The following is a 19,376-nucleotide window of genomic DNA, read 5'->3' as shown; positions in this document are numbered from 1 at the left end:
AGTGCTATCGCATCGGGCCCCTATTTCAATCGCGAAGGCAAAACGCTCGCTGAGAGCCTACTTTTGAGCGTCTTCCTCCGCAGCATCTTTGTTTTGCTGGTCAAGTTTATGCTTACCGCTCACAATAGACGTAGCGCCCAATGTGGCCAAGCTCGCGCTGGCAAGGCTCGCCATCAAAATCAAGTCACCCGTCTTGGGCATGCTGCCCTTAGAGGACTCAGTCGTCGTGGCTGAAGCAGTCACAACCTTGGTCTTACCCTGGTTCTGGTCGGCGGCATCATCAACCAGGCCCTTGGACCCATTGTCGTCCGTGTGCTTGCCATCCTTATCAAGGCGGGGATCCTTCGATTCCGCACCGTCTGATTCCGTGCCCTTGTCGGAATCAGACCCCTTAGAACCCTCGTCCTTCGAATCGCCCTTAGCATCCTCGGTCTTTTCCGTAGCGCCCTGGTCGGAGCCATCCTTCTTGGAAGACGAGCTGCTGTTGATGTCAACCATCAGCGAGGAGCCAAACATGGAGCCAAGTTGTTCGCTCGCAGAGGGTTTGCCATTCGTCGACGGGTCGCTCGAACCGGCAGTCGATCCACCGGCGGAAGAACCAGACCCTGCCGCAGCATCTGCGGAATTCGAAGGCGAGGCAGACCCCGCGCTGCCGCCCGATGCGACATCGCCATTTCCGTCGCTTGCTCCGGCATCGTATGAAGGAGCATCGACGGTATCCTCGTCAGCACCATTGGTATCGGCACTAGGCCCAGAGGGAGCAACGGGAGCGGCGGGCGCCTGGCTAGGCGCTGGAGTCACGGGCTTGGGCTCAGGCTCGGGTTCAGGCTCGACCGGCGGCGTCGCCGCGGCCTCGTCCTCGGTAATATAGACCAGGCAATCCTTAAGCTCGTTCTTGTAACGGTTCTTCCAGCCCTCGTGATATTGCGGCTGGCTCGAGTACTTACGGGCAACGTTATTGACCACGCTGCTGGAAAGCGCCGTCACAAATTCACGGTCGGTCATATCGTTTGTAAGATTTGCCCAGCGGAAAAAGTCCTGGCAGCCATAGGTGCCGCACATGTTGGTGATGCTCCACACCATACCCTTGACGCAATCGGCGCGGCCAGAGATATCAATACCAAGCGCGCTCTTGAGCCAGGCCTCGGTCACCGCGTAATAGGAGTTGTATGCATATGAATCTTGCAGCGCCGAAAACTCAGCCGGATCGGCGTTATAGGCACCTTGGAAGGCATCCTGCGCAATGCGGCCCAGCTCCGTCAGCTGACCGTTCGAATACATGGGGTTGCTTGCGTTGGAGATATCGCTCCCGCGGTCAATTGCAGACTTAAGCATGCCGTACTTGGCAGGATTGTAGTTGTAGACCTGCTTCATAAACGGAATGAGCGACCAACGACGGTCGAACTGGTAATAGCCCAGCGCGTTATAGCCGTCGCCGTACGAAAAGCCCTGGTTATAGTTGCCGTGGCTCTCATACTTGGTAAAGTACTTCATCTCGCTGGTCACATTGACAAACGAGACACCTTGGACCGACCTCAGCACGCCCGAGAAAGACTGCTGGGTATAAAGGCCCTTATCGATATCGGTGGCATCCGAGGCAACGCCCGGCGTGGGCTCATCCGCAGCAGCGGGCGCGGGCGCGGCAACGGCGCCAAACGAAAGAGCCAGCGTCAATCCGGCAACAATCGCAGAATGCTTGGGCTGCATAAGATCCTCCTTGCATTGGTGTAGTTAAAGTGCAGTTTGCAAAGATAGATTTAAGTATCGCAGCAAGACCGATGTCGTACAACAGCAACTCGACAAACGGTAACGCCCTCCGCGAAATCTTGAGGAATTGCGCTCGAGTTACAGCTTGATATCGAAGTTAATCTCGGGTACGGCCGCTAAGTCGGCCAACGTCACGCCGTCGACGTACTTTTCAATCACGTCGTCCAGACCGCGCCAGAACTTCACAGTAGAGCACAGATCGCTGCGAGTGCAGTTGTTATCGATGCCATCGCATGCGACGGGCGCCGTGCTGCCCTCGACAGCGCGCAGTATATCGCCGGCTCGCACCTCGGCCGGGTCCACGGCCATCATGTAGCCGCCGCCCTTACCGCGCACACTCTTGAGCAGGCCCGCCTTCATAAGCGGACGGACCAGCTGCTCCAAATACTTTTGCGAAATATGCTCACGGTCGGCAATCTCGCGCAGGGCGATTTTGCCCTCGGCGTCACCGAGCGCCGCGATATAAATCATCAAACGGAGGGCATAGCGGCCCTTAGAAGAAATGAGCATACCTACCCTCCCGGTGCGCTTGAGACAAAATCATCAGCAGAGTTTGCCCCAGATGCCAAGCGTGTGGGACAGACGATCCCGATTATTATGTCCCACATCTGAAAAGTCGAGTGGATTAGTCGGGTTTTCCCTTGACTAACGCCGAACCCATAGTAACTTTATTCCGAGAAGATTCCTAGGGTTTAGTACACCTATGAGTACACCATAAACAGAGAGGGACAGCATGAGCGCAAATCCGCTGCTTTCCATCGAAGGTCTGACCGCCTCCGTGGACGAAAAGACCATCCTCCACAACGTCAACCTCAACGTCGCCGCCGGCGAGACCCATGTGCTGATGGGACCCAACGGCGCCGGCAAGTCCACCCTCGGCCACTTGGTCATGGGCGACCCCGTCTACACCGTGCAGAACGGGCGCATCGTCTTTGACGGCCAGGACATCACCGAGCTCACCACCGACAAGCGTTCGCGCGCCGGCCTGTTCCTGAGCTTCCAGGCTCCGGTCGAGATCCCGGGCGTGCCGCTGTCGAGCTTTTTGCGCGCCAGCATCGCCGGCCGCCCCGGCCTGGAGATGAAGGGCAAGGAATTCCGCCGTCGCGTCAAGGAGCTCGCGGCCGAGCTCAACATGGATACCGCTTACCTCAACCGCGAGCTGGGCGTAGGCTTCTCGGGCGGCGAGAAAAAGAAGGTCGAGATGCTCCAGCTTCTGCTGCTGCAGCCCAAACTCGCCATCCTGGACGAGACCGACTCCGGCCTGGACGTCGACGCCCTGTCCACCGTCAGCCACGGCATGGACGCCTACCGCAAGAGCTGCAACGGTTCCATGCTCATCATCACGCACAACACGCGCATCCTGGAGCACCTGGATGTCGACCGCGTCCACGTTATGGTCAAGGGCCACATCGTGCGCGAGGACGACGCCTCGCTGATCCCCTGGATCGACAAGAACGGCTTTGAGGCCTTCGAGCGCGAGGCCGCCGAGCAGCGCGCCCAGGCCGAGGCCGTCGCTGCCGAGCAGCAGGCGTAAAGGGGCGACGCAATGACCAAGAACCGCACCGAGGTCGCGGACATCGACCGCAGCCTCTACGACTTCACCTATGGCGAGGAGGGATTCGAGCGCCTCGACGCCGGCATCACGCCCGACATCGTGCGCGAGATCAGCGCCAAGAAGGACGAGCCGCAGTGGATGCTCGACCTGCGCCTCAAGTCCCTCGAGATTTTCAACCGTTTTCCCGACCCGACGTGGGGCCCCTCCATCGAGGGCCTGGACATGGACAACATCGTCACCTACGTCAAGCCCAACACCGACCAAAAGCACGACTGGGAGTCGGTGCCCGACGACATCAAGAACACCTTTGAGCGCCTGGGTATCCCCGAGGCCGAGCGCAGCTACCTGGCGGGTGTCGGCGCGCAGTACGACTCCGAGCTCGTCTACCACAACATGCAGGACACGGCGTCCAAGATGGGCATCGTCTACTCCGGCATCGAGGAGGCCCTGCACGACCCGCAGTGGGAGCCGCTCATCCACGAGAAGTTTATGACGCTCATCCCGCCCACCGACCACAAGTTTGCGGCCCTGCACGGCGCCGTATGGTCGGGCGGCTCGTTTGTCTACGTGCCCAAGGGCACCAAGCTCGATTTTCCGCTGCAGAGCTACTTCCGCCTCAACGCCAAGGGCGCCGGCCAGTTTGAGCACACGCTCATCATCGTCGAGGACGACGCCGACCTGCACTTCATTGAAGGTTGCTCCGCGCCCAAGTACAACGTGGCCAACCTCCACGCCGGTGCTGTGGAGCTCTTTGTGGGCAAGCGCGCACACCTGCGCTATTCGACCATCGAGAACTGGTCCAAGAACATGTACAACCTCAACACCAAGCGTGCGCGCGTGGACGAGGACGGCGACATCGAGTGGATCAGCGGCTCCTTCGGCAGCCATGTGGGCTACCTCTACCCCATGAGCGTGCTCAACGGCCGCCGCGCCCGCTCGAGCTTTACCGGCATCACCTTTGCCGGCGCCGGCCAGAACCTCGATACCGGCTGCAAGGTCGTACTCAACGCGCCCGATACCTCGGCGACCGTCGAGACCAAGGGCATCTCCAAGAGCGGCGGCATCCAGACCTTCCGCAGCTCCATCGTGGCCACGCCTAAAGCCGAGGGCTCCAAGGCAACCGTGAGCTGCCAGTCGCTCATGCTCGACGACCAAAGCCGCTCCGACACCATCCCCGCCATGGACATCCGCGCCAAGAACGTCGACATCGGCCACGAGGCCACCATCGGCCGCATCGGCGACGACAAGGTGTTCTATCTGATGAGCCGCGGCATCTCGGAGGAAGAGGCCCGCACCATGATCGTCAACGGCTTTGCCAACCCGGTCTCCAAGGAGCTGCCGCTGGAGTACGCCGTCGAGATGAACAACCTGATCAAGCTCGAGATGGAAGGAGCGATCGGATAATGAAACAGACCACCAACACGCCGAACGCATTTACGTCATCCGAGCTTCTGCAGTGCGACGTATCGGGAGCGACGAGCCCGACGACGCGTACTAAAGGTACGCGCGGAGGGTCGGAGCCCCGAGACGGCGTGCTGCAGGAGATTGGGGGCGTCAACGCGATGCCGGCCGCCACATGGGGCTGGCTCAAAATGAACCAGACCAAGCTTGAGCTTTCGGACGAGCTTGCCGCCGCTCCCGCCGAGGCCATTGAGGTCGAAGGCCTGGACGAGCAGATCCATGGTGCGGCCGACGCCTTCGACGCCGCCATGGAGGCCATGGCCGAGCGCTTCCCCGAGCGACGCACCTCAGCCCCCGGCGACGCCGCCGACCGCGCCCGCATCACACCCGAGACCGAGCTCGACGTGCCCGCCACTTCCGTCTACCAGGCCGGCGCCATCAAGCTCGAGGAGGAGCTCTCCCCTGCCGAGGCCTTCGAGACCGGCATGGGCGAGGCCGCCTACGCCTATCTGGCCGACCATGCCACCAAGCGCATCGTCATCGATGTGCCCGCATACGGCCGTGCCACGGTTACCGTGCGCGTGAGTGGCGTCGACGCTGCGGCTGCCATCGCCGCCATCGATGTCGTTGTCCGTCCGCAGGCAACGCTCGACCTGCAGATCGCCCTGGACTCCCCCTTCGACGGCGAAGGCGTCGTGGGCTCCGTGCTGCGCGTGTGTGCCCACGAGTACGCCACCGTCAACGTGACCTGCACGCAAACGCTCGACGACAGCTGGATCGCACTCGACGACACCGGCCTGTTCCTGGACGAGGGCGCGCGCGTCAACGTGCAGCACACCGTACTGGGTGCCGGCGCCAGCGCCACCGGCCTTGCCGGCGACCTGCTGGGCGATACCGCCAAGGTGATGATCGATACCGATTACCTGGGTGCCCGCCAGCAGGTGCGCGACTTTAACTACGAGCTTCGCCACCGCGGCCGCAAGACCGAGTGCGAAATCGATGCCAACGGTGTACTGACCGGCACATCCAAGAAGGTCTACCGCGGCACCATCGACCTCGTGCACGGCTGCAAGGGTGCCGTCGGCACCGAGCGCGAGACGGTGCTCTTGGCCAACAAGGGCGTCGACAACAAGACCGTTCCCGTCATCCTCTGCGACGAGGACGACGTCGCCGGCAACCACGGCGCCACCATCGGCCACGTCCGTGACGAGCAGCTGTTTTACCTCGCCTGCCGCGGCCTTGACCAAAATGCCGCCGAGGACCTGTTCATCCGTGCCAAGCTGGAGGACGCCGCACTTTCCGCGACCGACGAGCGCACCCGCGGCGCCGTCGTCCGCCTGGGCAACAACCTGATCGATAACTTTGAGGAGGAGCTCGCATGATCGACACCGAGCACGTTAAATGCGATACCTGTACTGCCCCCGAGCCCATGGAATTCGACGCCAGCGACGAGGCCTCGCGCGGCTGGCCTACCGTCGACATCGAGACCAACCCCTACAAGGCGCAGTTCCCGCTGTTCCAACAGCACCCCGAGATTGCCTTCCTCGATAGCGCCGCCACCGCGCAGCGCCCCGCCTGCGTGCTCGACGCCGAGCGTGACTTCTACCAGCGTATGAACGCCAACCCCCTGCGCGGCCTGTACTCGCTGTCCGTCGAGGCCACCGAGGCCATCGCGAAGGTGCGCCAGCAGATCGCCGACCTCATCGGCGCCTCCCAGGCTAATGAGATCGTCTTCACCCGCAACACGAGCGAGTCGCTCAACCTGGTCGCCAAGAGCTTTGCGCCCACGGTGCTCGAACCCGGCGACGAGGTCGTCATCACCATCATGGAGCACCACTCCAACCTAATCCCGTGGCAGCAGGTCTGCCGCGAGACCGGCGCCAAGCTCGTCTACCTCTACCCCACCAAGACCGGTCAGCTCACGACCGAGGAAGTGCTTGCCAAGGTTGGCCCCAAGACCAAAATTCTGGCCGTGGGTCAGATCTCTAACGTGCTGGGCGTCGAGAACCCGGTCAAGAATCTCGGCAAGCTCGTGCACAAGTACGGCGGCTATCTGGTCGTCGATGGGGCGCAGTCGCTGCCGCACATGCCGGTCGATGTGGCCGATCTGGGCGCCGACTTCTTTGCCTTTAGCGCGCACAAGGCCATGGGCCCCATGGGCATTGGCGTGCTGTGGGGCAAGATGGATCTGCTCAACGCCATGCCGCCCATGCTTACCGGTGGCGAGATGATCGATTCGGTCACCGAGCAGGACGCCGCCTGGGCGCCCGTCCCCGAGAAGTTCGAGGCCGGTACGCAGGACGCCGCCGGTATCTTCGCCACGGGCGCGGCGCTTGATTACCTGGTCAACACGGTGGGCTACGAAAACATCCAGTCCCGTGAGCAGGCACTCGTCCACTACCTGATGGGCGAGCTCATGCAGCTCGACTTTGTCCAGATCATCGGCTCCATCTATTGGGACAACCACCACGGGGTCGTCAGCTTTAACGTCAAGGGCATCCACCCTCACGACGTCGCGAGCATCATGGACATGGACGGCGTCTGCATCCGTGCCGGTCACCACTGCGCGCAGCCGCTGCTCACCTGGCTGGGCGTCGAGAACCTTGCCTGCTGCCGCGCCAGCGTGGCCTTCTACAACGACAAGGCCGATATCGATAAGTTCATCGCCGGCCTGTATCACGTTTGGAGCACGTTCAATGGGTAATCTGTACACCTCCACCACGTTTATGGAGCACAACTCCCACCCCGATTACAAGTACGAGATGGATGCGCCCACGCACGAGCACGACGGCATCAACCCCAGCTGCGGCGATGAACTCACCCTGCAGCTGCGTGTCGAGAACGATGTAATCGAGGAGGCCTCGTTTACCGGGCACGGCTGCGCCATCAGCCAGGCCAGCGCCGACATCATGGCCGACCTCATCACGGGCGAAACGGTCGAGGAGGCTCGTCGTCTGGCAGGGCTTTTCCTCGCCATGATCCGTGGCGAGGAGCTCTCCGAGGAAGACTTGGAAGACTTGGACGAGGCCGCTCAGCTCCAGGACATCTCACACATGCCCGCCCGCGTCAAATGCGCCGAGCTCGCCTGGCGCACCCTCGACGGCATGCTCGAGGGTCAGGCTAACCAGTAACGGATGCCCCGAATCCAAGGTTTTTGATTGCCGAGCCGCCCGATACGGGCGGCTCAGCTTTTTCATAACGAGCGCACGCGCAGCCACGCTTCCGGCGCCCAATCTTCATTTATCGCACGGCCAACCGCAAGCACAAGCGTTTTTCACAGTACCAAAGGCTTGCCACAGGGCCACGGGGCACGCCGAGCAAAGCGCCAGGCACCGTCCTACTAGGCTCCGGCTCGCCTCCTGCCTGCCGCAGACGGGTCCCATAGGGTGCGGCGTGCATTTTTGCGAGTATTCAGCACGCCAAGCTATGTGCATACAAATCACGAGCATAAATTAGCGCCTTCGAGCGCGTATATATTGCGTTTTAGAACAGGCATTACGGTCTACGGGGACGCAAACGCGTGCTTCGGGGCGTATTGGCAGACAAATAATTGTCTCGGGGCCCGCAAGTTGCAAGGCTATAGCAGTTCCGACAGCACTACGATGCTGAAAACTCCGCTTTTTGCACGGCGTGGACGGGGGTAGGCACGGGCAAAACCGGACTGAGCTATTGTTTTATGCAAGACGGCAATCATTCTATGCATATTTAGAAGTGTAGTTAACGTCCAAGCATTTAGAATGATGGTCCCAGTGGGCAGACAGCCCTATCCCAGGCTGTCATCAGTCCGCACCGCCGTTCGAGCACGGGCACGCACAATACGAGAAGCGGTACTTTTGCTTATCCCCGTATACCGCTCAATCTGGCGCACCGTAAAACCAGCATCGTGCAAGCCAAGAATAACGATATTGCGCTGCGCCGGCGGCGCCGCTTTAACCCCCTGGAGCGCAACCCCGCATCCCTTTGCCAACTCGTCGGCAAAGGCGCGCCGCCCCAACTCCATCTCTACTAAATCGCGCATCGCCGGATCGCCGCCGTCGGGCGTCGAAAGCGAATAGGCAATAAAGACTTTGGCAGAACCAAAAAGCTCAAGCACGCAAGAAGGATCGGAAAATCCCCTCCTAGCATCTGCCTCGTCACCGTCGTAAACGCGCAGATGCTCCGCAAAGCTGCTCCAGGGATACCGCTCAATTAGGTTGATGCCCGCATCCTGCGGATCGGCGTGAACGGAGCGAACAGCTTCCATCACCTGCCGGTCGGTATCGAGCGAACAGCGCTCAAAACGTTCCCGGAACAGGCAGCCCGAACGCCCGGTACGCTTATTGAAGCGACGAGCATACGTCAACAGCAGGCGTTGCATGGCTGCACTCATGTTGTCCTCATAATCCAAAAGTACCAGATCAACATGGTCGCCCATGAGGCACCACGCCACAATCGTTACCTGGGCATCGCGGCAGCAGTCGCGCATCAGCTCCAAAAACTCCCACCGGTCCTCGTCGCTCTCAAAGATCAGCTGACTGCCCATACCGCGGGCACAGACATGGTAAAAACCGGTGATCGTTTTCCAAACACGCTGCATGGCGCTCCCTTCGCCGGGATCTGCTTACCGTCCAATACATCACGATTGAAACGTGCCATCAAAACATTCACGCAAAATGGCACCCGTCGACGGTAAAAGGCTGCAAACCGACGGCGAATGGCATCATAACCACAGGCTAGACACCGCAACAGGGGCAAGAACTAACCAATAACTTGACCAGAACTGACCCCCTAAAACGTAACGCATAACCGCAACCAAGCTTGTTAAATCGTTTCAATTGAAAGTTCCGCGTTTCTCGCTACGAAAACTGCGCCGTTCGCCGAATATTCCGTGCATTTCGCGGTATTATAGGGGCTGCATGTCATGTCCCTTTCGAAGGGTCGCCCGGCAATCACCAGCCACGACCTCCAGACGGGACGCCAACACGATAGAGAGGAGAGGCATGCAGTACTCACAGGAAGTGGAGAACATGTGCCCCGTTGCCAAGGGTGCATACCACGGCCCCGCACCCATCCCCGAGGAGGGCAAGTGGGTCCAGGCTAAGGAGATTTCCGACATCTCCGGTCTTACGCACGGTGTGGGTTGGTGCGCACCTCAGCAGGGCGCCTGCAAGCTCACGCTGAACGTCAAGGACGGCATCATCGAGGAGGCCCTCGTTGAGACCATCGGCTGCTCGGGCATGACCCACTCTGCTGCCATGGCTTCCGAGATCCTTCCCGGCAAGACCATCCTCGAGGCCCTCAACACCGACCTCGTCTGCGACGCCATCAACGTTGCCATGCGCGAGATCTTCCTGCAGATCGTTTACGGCCGCAGCCAGACCGCGTTCTCCGAGGGCGGCCTGCCCGTGGGCGCCTCCCTCGACGACCTCGGCAAGGGCCTTCGCTCTCAGGTCGGCACCATGTTCGGCACCAAGGCCAAGGGCGCTCGTTACCTCGAGCTCGCTCAGGGCTACGTCACCCGCATGGCTCTCAACGACAAGAACGAGATCATCGCGTTCGAGTTCCTGAACCTCGGCAAGTTCACCGACGCCGTCAAGGCCGGCAAGACCCCCGAGGAGGCCATCGCTGGCGCCATGGGCCACTATGGTCAGTGGGAGAACGCCGCCAAGTACATCGACCCGCGCACCGACGAGGAGACTCACTCCGTCGCCAGCGTGTTCCCGGTTCACGAGTAGAAAGGGAGGGAAATAACTATGACTGTTACGTTCGAAGGTTACGAGCGCCGCGCTGACAAGATCAACAAGTGCCTCGCCGACAACGGCATCGCCTCCCTCGAGGAAGCTCTGCAGATCTGCACCGACAAGGGCTTCAACCCGCGTGAGATCGTCAACAACACCCAGTCCATCGCCTTCCAGAACGCCGAGTGGGCCTACACCCTCGGTTGCGCTCTCGCTGTCAAGCGTGGCGCCAAGAACGCTTCTGAGGCTGCCGCCATCATCGGCGAGGGCATCCAGGCCTTCACCGTTCCCGGCTCCGTCGCCGAGGACCGCAAGGTCGGTCTGGGCCACGGCAACCTGGGCGCTATGCTGCTCTCCGACGACACCGAGTGCTTCGCCTTCCTGGCCGGCCACGAGTCCTTCGCTGCCGCTGAGGGCGCTATCGGCCTGGCTCTGAACGCCAACAAGGCTCGCAAGAAGCCGCTGCGCGTTATCCTCAACGGTCTGGGCAAGGACGCCGCCCAGATCATCGCCCGCATCAACGGCTTCACCTATGTGAAGACCCAGTTCGACTACTACACGGGCGAGCTCAAGGTTGTCGAGACCATCCCCTACTCCGATGGTCCCCGCGCTGCCGTTAACTGCTACGGCTCCGACGACGTCCGCGAGGGCGTTGCCATCATGTGGCACGAGAACGTCGACATCTCGATCACCGGTAACTCCACCAACCCCACGCGCTTCCAGCACCCCGTCGCTGGCACCTACAAGAAGGAGCGCATCGAGGCTGGCAAGAAGTACTTCTCCGTCGCCTCTGGTGGCGGCACTGGCCGTACTCTGCACCCGGACAACATGGGCGCCGGCCCTGCCTCTTACGGCATGACCGACACCATGGGCCGCATGCACTCCGACGCCCAGTTCGCCGGTTCCTCCTCCGTGCCTGCGCACGTCGACATGATGGGTCTCATCGGCATGGGCAACAACCCCATGGTCGGTGCCACCGTCGCCTGCGCTGTCGCCGTCGAGGAGGCCCTCAAGGCCTAATCGCGCCCGCGCGATGCTCATATAGTTGAGCTTCGGAGCCGCTATCCACCCGGGTAGCGGCTCTTTTTTATTCCAAAACAGCCAATCGCTTTGGATTGCTCCACGAAAACGGCCCATCTACTACGTTTAACCCGCGCAGGTCGACCATAGCCGGGTTTTTTGAAAATCAATAAGCCGTCTACCTGCGGTTTTAATTTTGTGATTCTCGGTATGGTTGGGGGTGACCGCTCAAACGTAGTAGATAGGCCCATTTCGTGGCGAGCGGATCGACCCGAGGCGCAGGACAGCTCGTAAAGCCCCGTCTCAAATTGACTAATCCAAAATAGATATCCGATATATCAGTTGCAGCGAAATACGAGATGCCCGGAGACGAAGTCAGCGAATGCGTATGACGTCCACCTGCCATATTCGCCCTTTACCGAATAGCGCGGCCTTTGCATCGCATTAGTCGATCACCCATGCGAAAATGCGCCGGACGAGAAAGGAATCCGATGGAATCGACTGATGTACTGGTAATAGGATCTGGCATTGCGGGCCTTTGTGCCGCCATAGAAGCGGCACGCGCGGGCGCGACCGTTGCCGTCGCAAGCGCCGGCAAGACCATGAGCGGATCGAGCTTCTTCCCGGGCACCTGGGGCCTTGGCCTTATTGGCCCCACCGACGCGGCCGACGAGCAGGACCTCGTCGACACCATCCAAGCCGTCGGCGGCGGTGTCGCCGACCCTACGCTCGTCCAGACGTTCGTCCACGGTATTCCCCAGGCCATCCAATGGCTCGAGCAGGATCTAGGTGTTGAGCTCCAGCGTCCGCAAAGCGCCGAGAGCGCCCAGCAAAAGCAATTTATCCCCTGCTTTGACCATAAGACACGCAATTGGCGCGGCCTCACCCGCAAGCCCCTTGAGGACGCGTGTACGGCCCAGATCAAGTCTCTCGGCATTCGCCTACTCCCCCGCTACGAGCTCATAGACCTTGTTGAGGACACAACCGGAAAGATTATCGGCGCCGTACTCTACGACCGCACAAACGAGCATCTCGTGCCTATGGCAGCTAAGGCCACTATCATCGCTGCGGGCGGCACGGGTGGCCTGTTCGAGCGAAGCCTCACTTCCGCCGACGTGCTCAGCTCCTCGCAGGCCATCGCGCTGGCACACGGCGCAACGCTCACTAATATAGAGTTCATGCAGATGATGCCGGGCTTCATCGAGCCCAAGCGCAACCTTGTCTTTAACGAGAAGACCTGGCGCTACGTACATGTAGACCAGCCGGTCGATATCGCCGACGACAAGCTGGACGATCTACTTGAGCAACGCTCCGGATATGGTCCTTTCACCTCGCGCTTGGCCTCCCGCGCCATCGATCTTGCCATCGATCAAGCGGGTACCGAAGGTCTGGCGCTCCACTACGATTTCCCCCGCGAGGACGTTCCCGAGTTTGTGCAGACCTTTGCCACCTGGCTACAAGACGAGCACGGCATCGCGCCGACCGACGAGATGCGTGTGGCGATGTATGCCCACGCCGCCAATGGCGGCATCAAAATCGACAAGACCGCATACACGGGCGTTGAGGGCCTCTATGCCTGCGGCGAGGCGACAGGCGGCATGCACGGGGCCGATCGCATTGGTGGCCTGTCAAGCGCCAACGGCATCGTGTTTGGGCGCATCGCGGGCGCCTCGGCAGCCCAAGCAGCACAGAATGCACCTGAGGTGGCCCCAAAGGCGGATGTCGCCCTCCCCCAGTATGGCATTGCCACAACAGACGCCAATCGCCTAACCCGTAGCCTCAAGCACACGATGAGCACCTACTGTATGATCAACAGGACCGAAGCAGGCCTCTCCAAGGCGCTGCAAGAGCTTGAGGGCTTGAAGACGGAGGCAACGACCTTGAGCACACAGAAAGCTCAGGACAGCGAAATCGCAGCCCTCGCCCGCCTGCAATCGCAGATTCAACTAGCACAGGAAATGGTCAAAGCCATGCGCAAACGGACCGAAAGCCTCGGATCGCACTATCGAGCTGACTAAACTGGACACTCATCTAAAGCAGAACACAACTAATCGACATCTATGGGCCCCGTGAGCTCGAGATGGCACGGGGCCCATTCGTGTCCGCGCGGCAGCGTATCCTTATTCTGAATACAGAGCAGGCAAAGCCCGCACAGACAATAGACCAGCGGGGAGGAGATGTGGACAGTCGTGATATCGAGAAGTGGCGTGTCAAACTTGATAGCTTCGCCAATGTGGAAGACGGCGTTGAGTATTGGCTCGCACGCGATTTAATGGAACCCATGGGGTACACTCGATGAGAGAACTTCGCCGAAGTTGTTAAGAGGGCAAAAGTCTCGTGCGAAACAAACAAAACTCCAGTTGATTCCCATTTTCGTGATACCACGAAAATGGGAACAGCCGGTGTCGCCGCTCGCGCGGTTAAAGACTACAAACTTACTCGCTATGCATGCTATTTAATCGCACAGAACGGAGATTCAAACAAGCCAGAGATCGCGCTCGCCCAGGCATACTTTGCCGTGCAGACGCGCCGCCAAGAGCTCATAGGACAGCGCTTCGCAGAGATTCAGCGCTTGCAGGCGCGCCACTCGCTATCCGATTCAGAGAAACAGCTCTCGGGTCTTGCGTTCAAACGCGGCGTGGACTCCTAAGGATTCGCGATCATCAAGTCGAAGGGCGATGAAGCGTTATTCGGCGGCAGAAGCACGGCGGAAATGAAGCAGCAGCTCGGCGTACCCAAGAGCGCGGCATTGGCGGACAGATTAGCCGATGTCCTCATCAAAGCAAAGGACCTTGCGAACTCGATGACGGCCTTCAACGCCGAGGAACACGACCTGTACGGTCTGGACCAGATCAAGCAAGAGCACGTCGAGAATAACACAAGCGTACGTGGCAGCCTCATCGACCGTGGAATTGTCCCCGAGAATCTACCGCCTGCCGAGGATACAAAGAAGCTCGAACGTCGCGTGAAAGCAGACGAGAAAAAACTCAAGGGGGGCACAGACGGATTCACCGACCCCCAGGGCAGGCTCGACTTGTAAAGCGTCTGTGCCCTTTCGGGTTCGACCCCATGCGAGGTCAACAAAAAAGACGGCCAACTTTCGCTGACCGTCTTAACATGCTTTGGTGGGCCGTCAGGGGGTCGAACCCTGGACCTTGGGATTAAGAGTCCCCTGCTCTACCAACTGAGCTAACGACCCAAAGCTAAAGTCCGTAGTGGCGGACTTTAGAGGAGATATCGTGTGGTGGGCCGTCAGGGGGTCGAACCCTGGACCTTGGGATTAAGAGTCCCCTGCTCTACCAACTGAGCTAACGACCCGATATCAACACGAAGCAAGAACTGGGGTGGGTAAAGGGACTCGAACCCTCGACCTACGGGACCACAACCCGTCGCTCTAGCCAACTGAGCTACACCCACCGTGTCCTGTGCGCTTCGCGCTCGACTATTATTGCAAGGAACGCCACGCGACGCAAGCCCCAATTTTCAAGAATTTTGAAAAGAGTTTTTCGGATCCATTTCGAGCAAATCCCACCGGTTCCACAGGAGTAAACTTGCCCCACCCCGATGTTCGAAAGGACAAGCATGAAAGAACTCTCCAATCGCACGGCAACGTTTACCGATTCGGTCATCCGCCGCATGACGCGCATCTCCGATATGTACGGCGCCGTCAACCTCTCGCAGGGCTTCCCCGACTTTGATCCCCCGGCGAAGCTGCTCAAGAGCCTGGGCACCATCGCCACCGATCCCAAACCGCTCTACCACCAGTACTCCATCACCTGGGGCTCCCAGGCCATGCGCGAGGCGCTTGCCGCCAAACAGGAGCACTTTATGGGCATGCCGATCGACCCCAACCAGAACATCGTGGTCACTTGCGGCTCCACCGAGGCCATGATGGCTGCCATGATGACGGTTACCAACCCCGGCGACAAGGTCGTCATCTTCTCGCCGTTCTACGAGAACTACGGCGCCGACACGATCCTTTCGGGTGCCGAGCCCATCTACGTGCCGCTCAACCCGCCCACATTCGACTTTGACCGCGAGACACTCGAGGCGGCCTTCCGCGACAACGACCCCAAGGCCATCGTCCTGTGCAACCCTTCCAATCCCTGCGGCAAGGTCTTTACGCGCGAAGAGCTCACCTTTATCGCCGGTCTCTGCAAAAAGTACGACGCCTACTGCATCACCGACGAGGTGTACGAGCACATCGTCTACGCGCCCCACGAGCACGTCTATATGGCCACGCTACCCGGCATGTTCGAGCGCACCATCAGCTGCAGTTCGCTATCCAAGACGTACTCCATCACCGGCTGGCGTCTGGGCTACACCATCGCCCCGGCCCAGATTACCGAGCGCATCAAGAAGGTCCACGACTTCCTCACCGTGGGTGCCGCCGCTCCCCTACAGGAAGCCGTCGTCACCGCCCTCAATTTCGACGACAGCTATTACCAGGAGGTCCTCGATCTCTACACAGCCAAGCGCGATCTGTTCTGTCAGGGGCTCGATAGCATTGGTCTTGAGCATAACGTGCCGCAGGGCGCCTACTACGTCATGATGGACATCTCTGAGTTTGGCTATGACAGCGACCTCGACTTCTGCGAGGACCTCGCGTCTAAGGTGGGCGTGGGCGCCGTGCCCGGATCGAGCTTCTTCCGTGAGCCCGTCAACCATCTGATTCGCCTCCACTTTGCCAAACGAGACGAGACGATTAACGCGGCGCTGGAGAACCTCAAGTCGCTACGCGATAAAATCAAGCCGCGCGGGTAAGGACGGCCCGGCAGCTAAAGCACCCAAAGAAGCCCCGCACCGCACGCGCGTTGTGGGGCTTCTTTTTATAGCGCTTTCTTAATTTGTTTAAAGCGCTATATTTTAGTCACGGAGCAACTCGTCCCAGGGGGAGGAATACTATGGCAGAGCAGCAGCTTATCGGAGCGCTCGAGGCCGGCGGCACCAAGATGGTCTGTGCCACGGGCTATGCAGACGGTACGGTTCTGGAGCGTGAGCAGATCGCAACCACGACCCCGCAGGAGACCGTTGAGGCCGTCAACGCATGGTTTGCAAACAAGGGCATCGCCGCGCTGGGCATCGGCGCCTTTGGCCCCACCGCAGTCAACCCTGCCTCGCCCCAATACGGCAAGATCTTGGAGACGCCCAAGACGGCATGGCGCTACTTTGACCTGCTGGGCACCATCCAAAACGAGCTCAATATTCCCTGTGGCTACGACACCGACGTCAACGTCGCCTGCCTAGGCGAGGTCACCTTTGGTTGCGCCCAGGGCCTCACCGACGTGGTGTATCTGACCATCGGCACCGGTGTGGGCGCCGGCGTGCTCTCGGGCGGCCAGCTCGTGCACGGCATGATGCATCCCGAGGCAGGGCACATCCTGGTCACGCGCGATCCGCGCGACACCATCGGCGAGCACAGCGGCTGTCCTTTCCACGACAACTGCCTCGAGGGCCTCATCGCAGGCCCCGGCATTAAAAAGCGCTGGGATGGCAAAAGCGCCGGAGACATGGCCGATGACCCGGAGGCCATGGACCTGCTCGCAGGCTACTTGGCACAGGCGCTCATGACCTACACGCTGTGCTATGCGCCGCAAAAGATCATCATCGGCGGCGGCGTGGCCGACCACACCCCCATCGTGCCGCTCGCCCGCAAAAAGTGCGCCGAGATGCTCAACGGCTATATCGTCACGCCCGAGGTCAACGACATCGATACCTACATTGTCAACAACAGCCTCGATGGTAAGCAGGGCATCATGGGCTGTCTGGCCCTTGGCGCACAGGCGCTCCAGTAAAGGGTGCACCAACGACACACGGTATTGCCGGGCTCGTATAACGCGCAGACAACGCTATCGCGTCCTGCAGGGCACCCAAACGCACAAGGCCGCCTAGGACCAAGCAAAACGTCCTAGGCGGCCTTTCTGGTGCATACAAGCGATCGGAGGAGATATCGGAGCACAACGCCGGTAGCCGCTCCGCAGCAGTCAATCATCACGTCGGTGATCATACCGGCGCGCCCCGGCACAAATAGCTGAATCGTCTCGTCGATTGAGGGGACCAGCAGCAGAAAAACCACCGTGGGAAGCAGTCTGTCAAAAGTGCGTCGACCCTCGATATCAAAGGCATGTGTCACCAAAACACCGAGCACCATATACTCGGTAAAGTGTGCGCACTTGCGGACGACAAAGTTGGTCACCCATTCATACGGCAGGCTCAAGCTATGCAAAAACCCGCGGACGTCCTCCATGATCGCCAAGCTCAGTGAGCCGGATCCCGTGCCGGGAACCAGTGAATTGCCCCAGATCAGCAACACCATGGCGCAGGCCGCAACCGCCCACTTACGATCGATCTTAATCATGCAGAACTAGGCCTCGGCACGTAGCGGCGTAAAACTGGCGGTACCGCCCTCGATAACACTCAAATAGGCACGGCCCGTACGCTTGGCGGTAGAGGACTGCAGGCGCTCGATCTCTTCCTCAAGGATCTGATTGACGCGCTCGTGGCGACGGTTTTCCATAACGCCGGCGGCGATAGCCTCGGCGCGCTCGATACTCTCGCGCGAGATACGCGCGGTATCCTCGGGAAACACGGAGCTGTGGCGGCCAACATAGACGGGAGCAACAGACACAGGTGAGGCTGCAGGCGTGGGCATCGGCGCGGGGGCGGGCTCGACAACCTCGGCCATGATCGCCATGGCGGCGGCCCACATGTCCTCGTGGCCCGAATAATCGGCCATGGGGACATCTTCCTCGAGGGAGGCATCGGGGAGACTGTCGGTATCCACGCGATTCTGGGCATCGATAGAGGCAGTGATGGCGGCGGGCTCGTCCAAATCGGCGAGATCCACACCCTTGGCATCGGAAATGATGGGCATGCTGGCGAGCTTGGCGTTGTACGGCACCGCCTCCGCGGCCTGCATTTGGGCCGAAGCGCCCCAAAGCGAGCTTTCGGCAGCACGACGAGCGGCGATGGTCTCCTCGTCGACAACCAGGGGCTCATCGGCAAAGGGGTCGGCGACAGGAGCCGGCTGAGCTGCGCCCTGCTGGCCGGTCGAAGCGGCCGTCGCGGCAGAGGCGTACGCAGCCGAAGAAGCACCGTTATAGGCGGCATTGTTGGCAGCGTTGGCCACAAGCGCCACGAAAGCTGCAGTGCTGCCCGCAGGAGCGGCATGAGAGCCCGAGACGGCACGTGCGGCAGCAGCGATGTCGTCGCGGCTATAGGAGCCAGTCTGCCCACCGTTTGTGAGCTCGTCAATAGCGACCTGGTAGACATCGCGCGAGCGAGCGGGATCGCAGCTAACCGGCGAATCGTCGTCGAGCATGCTATCGATCATAGCCCAGGCATCGGCCTCGTCCATGGCGTTGGCGGCACGGGCGATGGTCGGAACGCCATCATCGGCATGACGGCGCTGAAACGCGCCGGTCAGACCGGAGAGAAGCGAAGAGGATTGACCCTGCTCGTCCAAAGTGACAGGAGCAGCAGCCCGGGGAGCAGCCTCCTCCTGCTGAACGGGAATAGAGGCGGTCTTGAACTCGTTGTAGGTCCGACTAAACTGAGCGGCGCCGCCCACGGCATCGGGCTCAAACAGGCGGCCATCGTGCTCCGCACGATACTCAGAGATACCCAGCGAGGCGGCATAGATACCCACGCCGGCCACTGCGCCCACGGCAAAGGGAACAGCACCCGCGACGACCGTCTCGTTGATTGACGAAAACGGCAGTGTAGCGGCATACACGACCACGGGTGCGGCAAGGCCGATCCCGCAGGAAAGTCCGGCAAGGACTGCTCGTTGTGTTGCATCAGAAGAAGCCATGAGCTCTCCCCATCTTCCAGCACCCAAATCGCATCATTCAGTTGGCTGCGCGAGAGAAGATGAAGCGGGGCCTGAGCCCCAAAGCAACGGTATAAGGTTCGTT

Annotated in this window: 16 protein-coding genes and 3 tRNA genes; 11 read left to right on the top strand and 8 right to left on the bottom strand. The window is 60.3% G+C overall.

Annotated elements, in window-relative coordinates:
• Positions 1–57: 57 nt before the first annotated feature.
• Both ACTNBB_RS01740 and ACTNBB_RS01735 read right to left on the bottom strand, forming a co-directional pair.
• The gene (locus tag ACTNBB_RS01740; RefSeq protein WP_441056248.1) at positions 58–1,707 is read right to left on the bottom strand and encodes a hypothetical protein; all 1,650 of its coding nucleotides are present in this window, start codon (positions 1,705–1,707) and stop codon (positions 58–60) included.
• Positions 1,708–1,845: 138 nt separating this feature from the next.
• Positions 1,846–2,277, bottom strand: a complete 432-nt coding sequence (locus ACTNBB_RS01735; protein ID WP_154518293.1) for an RrF2 family transcriptional regulator — start codon at positions 2,275–2,277, stop codon at positions 1,846–1,848.
• A 223-nt stretch (positions 2,278–2,500) separates the two neighbouring features.
• Here ACTNBB_RS01735 and sufC point away from each other — a divergent pair, with 223 nt between their 5' ends.
• From sufC to sufU, 5 genes are read left to right on the top strand one after another with little or no spacing between them, the layout of a single operon-like run.
• A complete protein-coding gene (sufC, locus tag ACTNBB_RS01730) occupies positions 2,501–3,301 on the top strand; it encodes a Fe-S cluster assembly ATPase SufC (RefSeq protein ID WP_427747480.1) in 801 nt (266 codons plus the stop codon).
• Between the two features lie 12 nt (positions 3,302–3,313).
• Complete coding sequence (gene sufB, locus ACTNBB_RS01725; RefSeq protein WP_117854891.1) at positions 3,314–4,726, top strand: Fe-S cluster assembly protein SufB; 1,413 nt, start codon at positions 3,314–3,316, stop codon at positions 4,724–4,726.
• Positions 4,726–6,105 carry a SufB/SufD family protein gene (locus tag ACTNBB_RS01720; RefSeq protein WP_441056249.1) on the top strand — a complete coding sequence of 460 codons (1,380 nt, stop codon included), beginning with the start codon at positions 4,726–4,728 and terminating at the stop codon, positions 6,103–6,105. The genes sufB and ACTNBB_RS01720 overlap by 1 nt, the downstream gene beginning before the upstream one ends.
• A complete protein-coding gene (locus ACTNBB_RS01715) occupies positions 6,102–7,427 on the top strand; it encodes an aminotransferase class V-fold PLP-dependent enzyme (RefSeq protein WP_441056250.1) in 1,326 nt (441 codons plus the stop codon). The genes ACTNBB_RS01720 and ACTNBB_RS01715 overlap by 4 nt, the downstream gene beginning before the upstream one ends.
• Positions 7,420–7,854 (top strand): Fe-S cluster assembly sulfur transfer protein SufU, encoded by a 435-nt coding sequence (gene sufU, locus ACTNBB_RS01710; protein WP_427718807.1) that lies wholly within the window; start codon positions 7,420–7,422, stop codon positions 7,852–7,854. Before ACTNBB_RS01715 ends, sufU begins: the two co-directional genes overlap by 8 nt.
• A gap of 632 nt (positions 7,855–8,486) precedes the next feature.
• Here the strand turns inward: sufU and ACTNBB_RS01705 are convergent.
• Positions 8,487–9,299 carry a transposase gene (locus tag ACTNBB_RS01705; RefSeq protein WP_441056251.1) on the bottom strand — a complete coding sequence of 271 codons (813 nt, stop codon included), beginning with the start codon at positions 9,297–9,299 and terminating at the stop codon, positions 8,487–8,489.
• Between the two features lie 403 nt (positions 9,300–9,702).
• Here ACTNBB_RS01705 and ACTNBB_RS01700 point away from each other — a divergent pair, with 403 nt between their 5' ends.
• From ACTNBB_RS01700 to ACTNBB_RS01685, 4 genes are all read left to right on the top strand, one after another.
• Complete coding sequence (locus tag ACTNBB_RS01700) at positions 9,703–10,437, top strand: iron-sulfur cluster assembly scaffold protein (RefSeq protein ID WP_006235554.1); 735 nt, start codon at positions 9,703–9,705, stop codon at positions 10,435–10,437.
• A gap of 18 nt (positions 10,438–10,455) precedes the next feature.
• Positions 10,456–11,460 (top strand): GGGtGRT protein, encoded by a 1,005-nt coding sequence (locus ACTNBB_RS01695; RefSeq protein ID WP_154518278.1) that lies wholly within the window; start codon positions 10,456–10,458, stop codon positions 11,458–11,460.
• A gap of 491 nt (positions 11,461–11,951) precedes the next feature.
• Positions 11,952–13,478 carry an FAD-dependent oxidoreductase gene (locus ACTNBB_RS01690; protein ID WP_441056252.1) on the top strand — a complete coding sequence of 509 codons (1,527 nt, stop codon included), beginning with the start codon at positions 11,952–11,954 and terminating at the stop codon, positions 13,476–13,478.
• A gap of 695 nt (positions 13,479–14,173) precedes the next feature.
• Positions 14,174–14,500, top strand: coding sequence for a hypothetical protein (locus tag ACTNBB_RS01685; protein WP_441056253.1), 327 nt, complete (start codon positions 14,174–14,176; stop codon positions 14,498–14,500).
• 83 nt (positions 14,501–14,583) lie between these two features.
• On the opposite strand, the gene ACTNBB_RS01680 is transcribed toward ACTNBB_RS01685, so the two are convergent.
• The 3 genes from ACTNBB_RS01680 to ACTNBB_RS01670 all read right to left on the bottom strand — a co-directional run bounded on the left by ACTNBB_RS01680 (position 14,584) and on the right by ACTNBB_RS01670 (position 14,877).
• Positions 14,584–14,659: transfer RNA gene (locus ACTNBB_RS01680), tRNA-Lys, on the bottom strand.
• A 43-nt stretch (positions 14,660–14,702) separates the two neighbouring features.
• A tRNA-Lys gene (locus ACTNBB_RS01675) sits at positions 14,703–14,778 on the bottom strand.
• A gap of 22 nt (positions 14,779–14,800) precedes the next feature.
• Positions 14,801–14,877, bottom strand: a tRNA-His gene (locus ACTNBB_RS01670).
• A gap of 165 nt (positions 14,878–15,042) precedes the next feature.
• Here ACTNBB_RS01670 and ACTNBB_RS01665 point away from each other — a divergent pair.
• Positions 15,043–16,224: a pyridoxal phosphate-dependent aminotransferase gene (locus tag ACTNBB_RS01665; RefSeq protein WP_441056254.1), complete on the top strand. Its 1,182-nt coding sequence runs from the start codon at positions 15,043–15,045 to the stop codon at positions 16,222–16,224.
• Positions 16,225–16,364: 140 nt separating this feature from the next.
• Complete coding sequence (locus ACTNBB_RS01660; RefSeq protein ID WP_441056255.1) at positions 16,365–17,255, top strand: ROK family protein; 891 nt, start codon at positions 16,365–16,367, stop codon at positions 17,253–17,255.
• 113 nt (positions 17,256–17,368) lie between these two features.
• On the opposite strand, the gene ACTNBB_RS01655 is transcribed toward ACTNBB_RS01660, so the two are convergent.
• Together ACTNBB_RS01655 and ACTNBB_RS01650 are read right to left on the bottom strand one after the other, a co-directional pair.
• Positions 17,369–17,818, bottom strand: coding sequence for a VanZ family protein (locus ACTNBB_RS01655; protein WP_154518263.1), 450 nt, complete (start codon positions 17,816–17,818; stop codon positions 17,369–17,371).
• 6 nt (positions 17,819–17,824) lie between these two features.
• The gene (locus ACTNBB_RS01650) at positions 17,825–19,273 is read right to left on the bottom strand and encodes a hypothetical protein (protein WP_441056256.1); all 1,449 of its coding nucleotides are present in this window, start codon (positions 19,271–19,273) and stop codon (positions 17,825–17,827) included.
• Between the last annotated feature and the right edge of the window lie 103 nt (positions 19,274–19,376).

Source organism: Collinsella sp. HCP28S3_B9 (assembly GCF_052066095.1).
Lineage (GTDB): Bacteria > Actinomycetota > Coriobacteriia > Coriobacteriales > Coriobacteriaceae > Collinsella.
Note: the sequence above shows the minus strand (reverse complement) of the source record. Positions and strands in the feature narration are given on the sequence as shown.

Excerpts from the sequence above, each read along its gene's own strand:
- ACTNBB_RS01740 (WP_441056248.1), bottom strand. The coding sequence starts at position 1,707 with ATGCAGCCCAAGCATTCTGCGATTGTTGCCGGATTGACGCTGGCTCTT.
- ACTNBB_RS01735 (WP_154518293.1), bottom strand. The coding sequence starts at position 2,277 with ATGCTCATTTCTTCTAAGGGCCGCTATGCCCTCCGTTTGATGATTTAT.
- sufC (WP_427747480.1), top strand. The coding sequence starts at position 2,501 with ATGAGCGCAAATCCGCTGCTTTCCATCGAAGGTCTGACCGCCTCCGTG.
- sufB (WP_117854891.1), top strand. The coding sequence starts at position 3,314 with ATGACCAAGAACCGCACCGAGGTCGCGGACATCGACCGCAGCCTCTAC.
- ACTNBB_RS01720 (WP_441056249.1), top strand. The coding sequence starts at position 4,726 with ATGAAACAGACCACCAACACGCCGAACGCATTTACGTCATCCGAGCTT.
- ACTNBB_RS01715 (WP_441056250.1), top strand. The coding sequence starts at position 6,102 with ATGATCGACACCGAGCACGTTAAATGCGATACCTGTACTGCCCCCGAG.
- sufU (WP_427718807.1), top strand. The coding sequence starts at position 7,420 with ATGGGTAATCTGTACACCTCCACCACGTTTATGGAGCACAACTCCCAC.
- ACTNBB_RS01705 (WP_441056251.1), bottom strand. The coding sequence starts at position 9,299 with ATGCAGCGTGTTTGGAAAACGATCACCGGTTTTTACCATGTCTGTGCC.
- ACTNBB_RS01700 (WP_006235554.1), top strand. The coding sequence starts at position 9,703 with ATGCAGTACTCACAGGAAGTGGAGAACATGTGCCCCGTTGCCAAGGGT.
- ACTNBB_RS01695 (WP_154518278.1), top strand. The coding sequence starts at position 10,456 with ATGACTGTTACGTTCGAAGGTTACGAGCGCCGCGCTGACAAGATCAAC.
- ACTNBB_RS01690 (WP_441056252.1), top strand. The coding sequence starts at position 11,952 with ATGGAATCGACTGATGTACTGGTAATAGGATCTGGCATTGCGGGCCTT.
- ACTNBB_RS01685 (WP_441056253.1), top strand. The coding sequence starts at position 14,174 with ATGAAGCAGCAGCTCGGCGTACCCAAGAGCGCGGCATTGGCGGACAGA.
- ACTNBB_RS01665 (WP_441056254.1), top strand. The coding sequence starts at position 15,043 with ATGAAAGAACTCTCCAATCGCACGGCAACGTTTACCGATTCGGTCATC.
- ACTNBB_RS01660 (WP_441056255.1), top strand. The coding sequence starts at position 16,365 with ATGGCAGAGCAGCAGCTTATCGGAGCGCTCGAGGCCGGCGGCACCAAG.
- ACTNBB_RS01655 (WP_154518263.1), bottom strand. The coding sequence starts at position 17,818 with ATGATTAAGATCGATCGTAAGTGGGCGGTTGCGGCCTGCGCCATGGTG.
- ACTNBB_RS01650 (WP_441056256.1), bottom strand. The coding sequence starts at position 19,273 with ATGGCTTCTTCTGATGCAACACAACGAGCAGTCCTTGCCGGACTTTCC.